Origin of the sequence: Sphaerospermopsis kisseleviana CS-549 (assembly GCF_028329225.1) — a bacterium.
GTDB lineage: Bacteria > Cyanobacteriota > Cyanobacteriia > Cyanobacteriales > Nostocaceae > Sphaerospermopsis > Sphaerospermopsis kisseleviana.
In genome coordinates this window covers 1-5,588 of sequence record NZ_JAQMTI010000018.1, presented here as the reverse complement: position 1 = coordinate 5,588, position 5,588 = coordinate 1, and the positions used below count along the sequence as shown (strand labels likewise).

5 protein-coding genes and 1 pseudogene are annotated in these 5,588 nt (G+C 38.3%); 4 read left to right on the top strand and 2 right to left on the bottom strand.

What is annotated here, in order from left to right:
* Nucleotides 1-212: 212 nt before the first annotated feature.
* Nucleotides 213-1,961: a diflavin flavoprotein gene (locus PN497_RS01055; protein ID WP_096566880.1), complete on the bottom strand. Its 1,749-nt coding sequence runs from the start codon at nt 1,959-1,961 to the stop codon at nt 213-215.
* A gap of 176 nt (nt 1,962-2,137) precedes the next feature.
* Here PN497_RS01055 and PN497_RS01050 point away from each other — a divergent pair, with 176 nt between their 5' ends.
* From PN497_RS01050 to PN497_RS25850, 4 genes and pseudogenes are all read left to right on the top strand, one after another.
* Nucleotides 2,138-2,893 carry a pantothenate kinase gene (locus PN497_RS01050; RefSeq protein WP_409349309.1) on the top strand — a complete coding sequence of 252 codons (756 nt, stop codon included), beginning with the start codon at nt 2,138-2,140 and terminating at the stop codon, nt 2,891-2,893.
* A gap of 306 nt (nt 2,894-3,199) precedes the next feature.
* Nucleotides 3,200-3,493 (top strand): hypothetical protein, encoded by a 294-nt coding sequence (locus PN497_RS01045; protein WP_096566876.1) that lies wholly within the window; start codon nt 3,200-3,202, stop codon nt 3,491-3,493.
* Nucleotides 3,494-3,596: 103 nt separating this feature from the next.
* The gene (locus PN497_RS01040) at nt 3,597-3,833 is read left to right on the top strand and encodes a hypothetical protein (protein WP_236104157.1); all 237 of its coding nucleotides are present in this window, start codon (nt 3,597-3,599) and stop codon (nt 3,831-3,833) included.
* 58 nt (nt 3,834-3,891) lie between these two features.
* Nucleotides 3,892-4,062: pseudogene (locus PN497_RS25850) on the top strand (type II toxin-antitoxin system VapC family toxin); the annotation flags it as partial.
* 866 nt (nt 4,063-4,928) lie between these two features.
* Here PN497_RS25850 and PN497_RS01030 read toward each other — a convergent pair.
* Nucleotides 4,929-5,588: formylglycine-generating enzyme family protein (locus PN497_RS01030; protein WP_272109324.1), on the bottom strand; the 660-nt coding region annotated here is incomplete at its 5' end.

Sequence of the window (5,588 nt, the reverse complement as noted above, 5' to 3'; positions counted from 1 at the left end):
ACAAAACACCATTTTTATGTATAAACGAAGAAATCCTTATTTATCGTTTGATTGATTTTTTCAGAGTCATCGTGATGGTTTAAATTATTGTCAATAAGTAGACGTTAATGCGAATTTTCAGGTCATTATTGAGATTAAATTGTCCTTATTGATAAGATGCGTTTCCCCTGTCTTGTTCCCCTCCTCGCTTGCGGGGAGGGGGAAAAGAGATTTTAATAATGGTTTCCTACTTTGCGATGGTGTACTGCTGTTAATGATTCAGGTTTAGATACTCTACCTGCATAAACCGTACTATACACCGCCCAATGATCGCCGCAGTCCATCCGGCTAACTACTTCACATTCCATGTAAGCTAAAGCATCACCCAAAATAGGCGCTCCATTTTCCGCTGGTTGGGTTTTCACTCCTTCAAAACGATCCGCGCCGGGACTAAAACGTTTTAAGAAGTGTTTCATCAATGCTTGATAGTTGCCTTCTTCTAAAACATTGAGAACAAAGCGATCGCCTACTTGCATCAATGATTCTATCGCCCGATCCTTAGCTACTGCAATAGAAAAACCCAAAGGTTTAAAACTCGCTTGACTTACCCAAGACGCTAACATGGCGCTGGAAACATCGCCTTTTTTGGCTGTGATGATATACAAACCGCCGCTAATTCTTCCTAGTGCTTTATCTAAATCAGCACTTAAAGATTTCATAGCTTTGATACTTTTTTCTTTTGTCACCAACTGTCCCAAATCTGTTCCCGCTTCTTCACATTTTTTATAGGTGTTTTCTGTGGGTGTTTCCCGAATCTCAATCACAGGAAAAGCTACAGTTAAACCCGCAGAGCGGAATTTATTTAACAGTGGATAGGTAGGTTCATCATCTCCACCACCGGTTTCAAAAATACCAATGGCTTGTTTTTCCGTAGCAGATCCTAGAACTGTACTCAATGCTGTTTGAATGCTTGTATTACTAGATATAGGATTCATCCCTACTACCAAGCCTTTACAGCGTCCTACAAGCTCCCGTAACTCTTGTAAATCAACTGTTCCAGATAAATCAACTACTTCCACAGCTACCCCGGTTTTTACGATACCGTTGGTAATAGATTGAGCTAGGCGATCGCTATAACCATATTCAGAAACGTAAAATATACCCACAGTGGTTTCTGCTTTGGTTTGGTTTTGACTCCAATTGAGGTAACGTCCTGTTAATTCTTGGAGATTGTGATATAGTAAGGGTCCGTGACCTGTAGCGATCATTTTGATGGTTTTTAATTCTGCCATGCGCTTCATTGCAGAAAGCACAGAACGGGCATTAGGACCCATCAAGCATTCATAGTAATATTGAAAGTCTTTTTCAATGGCAGATAAATCATCATCAAAAGTGCTATCTGTACAGTAATGCATTCCAAAAGCATCACAGGTGTAAAGAATTTGGGTTTTGTGGTCAAAACTGAAAATAGTATCAGGCCAGTGTAAATTAGGAGCAATCACAAATTCAAACTCATGGCCATTACCGAGATCCAGGCGATCGCCATTTTTCACAATACGACGTTTAAAAGGCTGATGTACCAAATCTTCTAAAAATTGAATTGCTACCTTAGAACCAACAACGGTAATATCAGGAGCTTTTTGTAGTAAATCTTTAACTAAACCACTGTGGTCTGGTTCTGTGTGGCTAATAATTAAGTAATCTATATCTTGCGGATTAATTAAACCAGTCAGTGTATCAAAATATAGCTGACGGAACTTTTCATGGGAAGTATCAACCAGGGCTGTTTGTTCACCGCAGATCAGAAAGGAGTTGTAAGTTGTACCATTTTGCAAACCAAACTCAATATCAAAGCGATCGCGATTCCAGTCTAAAGAACGAATAGCCGTGGTATCCTGATCAATTTCTACCGTTTGTATAGTCAGCCGTTTTACTGGGGTTGTACCTTCCTGACCTTGATTTTTATCGGTGAGCAATACCATAACTCCCCTCCTTAACTTTTATTGAGTATTTATTCCTCTGCCTTATATTGTGACACGGGTTGAATATAACGTTTTCTTAAAAAACCTATCATTCAATTAAGAAAATTAAAACTGTGAAACAAACTGTGAAACAGAATATCCCACCGCAACAGACAAACAACCCTTGGTTAGCCTTAATGGTTGGTAACTCCCGGCTACATTGGGCTTTATTTATAGATCACACTCTCAACTCTACCTGGGATACACAACATTTATCAGAGTCTGATATAGAACAATTAGCAAAAACAAATTCTTTTCCCCTTCCTCCATCTTATGCTCGTTCTATCTTCCTTTCTCCTAACCTGCCTATCACTCTCGTTTTAGCCTCCGTAGTTCCCAGTCAAACACAACTATGGCAAACTTACCCTAATCATCGTTTAATCACCTTAAATCAAGTCCCTATCCGGGGAATGTATCCCACATTGGGCATTGATCGCGCTTTAGCTTTATTTGGCGCAGGTAAATCCTATGGTTTTCCCATGTTAGTAATTGATGCAGGAACAGCATTAACTTTTACAGGGGCAGACTCCAATCAGCGTCTTATTGGTGGTGCTATTTTACCAGGTTTGGGTTTACAATTTACCAGTTTAGGACAAAAAACCGCACAATTACCATTGTTAAAAATTAGGGAGATCATAGATTTACCGCCCCGTTTTGCTATGGATACACCACAAGCAATTCAAAGTGGTATCATTTACACTTTATTGGCGGGAATAAAAGAGTTTATTGATGAGTGGTTATCGTTGTTTCCTGATAGTAAAATTGCTATTACTGGGGGAGATAGTGAGTTATTGAGAATTTATTTAAAACAACAATTTTCAGAAATAGGAGAAAAGATAATTTTAGATAATAATTTGATATTTTGGGGAATGAGAGAAGTTAATTTTGTCTGAATCAGGACACCCTTCGGGAAGTCAAAAGTCAAAAGTCAAAAGTCAAAAATTGGATTTTTGTCAGAATCAGGATATCCAGGATTTGAGGATTTACAGGATTTTTTTTGACAGGTTATTTGTGCAGTATCATAATTTTTATTTGTCAGAATCAGGATGTCCAGGATTTGAGGATTTACAGGATTTTTTGGTAATTTTAATAATTGGGATTTGGCGATCGCTACTTTTACGAAAGATATCACATGATTTACAAAACCTTTGAAAATGTGATATAATAAATATACTATTTTCTATACAATGAAATAAAATATGACTAAAAGATTAATGATTGATGTTATTCAACACCTAGACCCTCTTTCTGTTGAAGAACTACTGGCAGTTAAAACAAAAGTAGATTTTTTAATTCAAATTAAATCATACTCTCACAGTATCGAAATTCCAATTGCAACAGAATCTTTAAGCGAATTAAAACCAGAAAATAATAATTCTTTAGAAAAAATTATCGCACTTGTAGACGAATGCATAGCTGATGAATCAGGCTATGATCAAGAAACTTATCCTCAAATTGAAGCAGCTTTGAACAAAAATAAGTTGTTAATATAGATGAGTAAAGTAATATTGTTAGATTGTTCTATTTTAAAATAAAAATATTGCCAAAAATTGTTTATAATTACATCATAACTATTGGAATATAGGAAAAAAATTAATGATGCACAGTATGAGAGTGCGATCGCGCATTGGTAAAGATGGACTATTGCAGATTCATTTACCCGAAGCACAAGAAGGAACAGAACTAGATATTGTTCTTGTCTATGAAACAACAGCAACAGTTCAAAATAAAACTCAAAACACAATCAAAATCAGTGATTTTTATGGATGTATTCAGGATGAAACATTTATCAGACATCCACAAACAGAACAACCAGAGAGAGAAACATTTTAATGATTTACTTACTAGACACTAATACCTGTATTGTTTATCTCAAAGGTAAAAATCTCTTATTTTCGGAAACATTCGCGCTCAACTCACTGCACAAGGAACACCTATCGGTGGTTATGATTTACAAATTGCGGCTATTGCTTTAACCAACAATTTAATTTTAGTCACTCACAACACCAGAGAATTTTCACGTATACCCGAATTAAAATTAGAAGATTGGGAAATTGTCTGAATCAGGATGTCCAGGATTTAAGGATTTACAGGATTGTCTTTGAGAGGTTATTTGTGAGATGCAATGATTTTTATTTGTCTGAATCAGGATGTCCAGGATTTAAGGATTTACAGGATTTTTTGGTAATTTTAATAATTGGGATTTGGCGATCGCTACTTTTATGAAAGATATCGCACAATCTACAATCTGCTAAACTGTTCCAAAATCCCTAAATTATCATACTTTTAAATAACCAAACACCAGAAATCACCAATCCCCATCCTGTACATCCTTAAATCCTGGATATCCTGATTCTGACAAAAAATCAACACCAGAAATCAAAAAACCCCATCCTGTACATCCTCAAATCCTGGACATCCTGATTCTGACAAAAAAAAGATCAACTAACCCCCTGATTCTCAAAAAAAATAGCTTTTTCTCAATAACTATTGAGAATCATGTCAATAAGCCAAAATCAGCCAACGAATTTTCAAGGTTCTTGACATCTCCACAGCTTATGTTATGATAAAAAAGACAGACCCAAGGGATTACTATGTCTGTATATCCCATATCCCCGACTTCTCAAAAGATTTTTCTTACTTTCCCATAACCAAACGCAAGAAGTCAAAAATCCCCATCCTGTAAATCCTCAAATCCTGTACTTTGACTTACTTCGACTGCGCCCTTCGACACCGCTCAGGACAGGCTCAGGACAGGCTCAGGACAGGCTCAGGACAGGCTCAGGACAGGCTCAGGACAAGTCGCTCAGTAACCAGATATCCTGATTCGGACATATTAAAAACCGTAAAAAAACTTGATCGCCTGACGGCGAGGAAAGAGGGAAAAAAGAAAAAGTGTAGAGGGTAAAAGGGTAAGAGAGTAAAGAACTAAAGAGTCCTTGCGCCGGAAACTACCAACCGAAACCCGTAGCTGCCGTACCTGTCGGCTGGGTCGAGGTTGTTACGATCCGCAGAACGGCAAGCCCTGAGGTGGCCGCTCCAAGAACCACCGCGCAGCACTTTATATTCGCTTTGGCTTGTCACAGCACTGCCATCTGTAGGCGTGTTATTATAGTTATCAACATAATCATCCAAACACCACTCCCAAACATTGCCGTGCATATCATACAAACCAAAGGCGTTAGGGGGAAAAGAACCTACATCTGTGGTTCTTTCACGATACTCACCTTTAGGAGCAGAACCATAAGGAAAATTACCATTATAGTTTACCAAATCTGGGGTAATACTTTCACCAAAATAAAATGGTGTGGTAGTTCCGGCTCTACAAGCATACTCCCATTGTGCTTCGCTGGGTAAGGTGTAGTTTTTTCCTGTTCTTTGGCTTAACCGTTGACAGAAATTAACCGCATCATTCCAACTAACGGTTTCTACAGGACGTTTGTTGGTGAGCGAAGTCGAACCACGGTTGGTGAGCGAAGTCGAACCACGGTTGGTGAGCGAAGTCGAACCACGGTTGGTGAGCGAAGTCGAACCACGGTTGGTGAGCGAAGTCGAACCACGGTTGGTGAGCGAAGTCGAACCACGGTT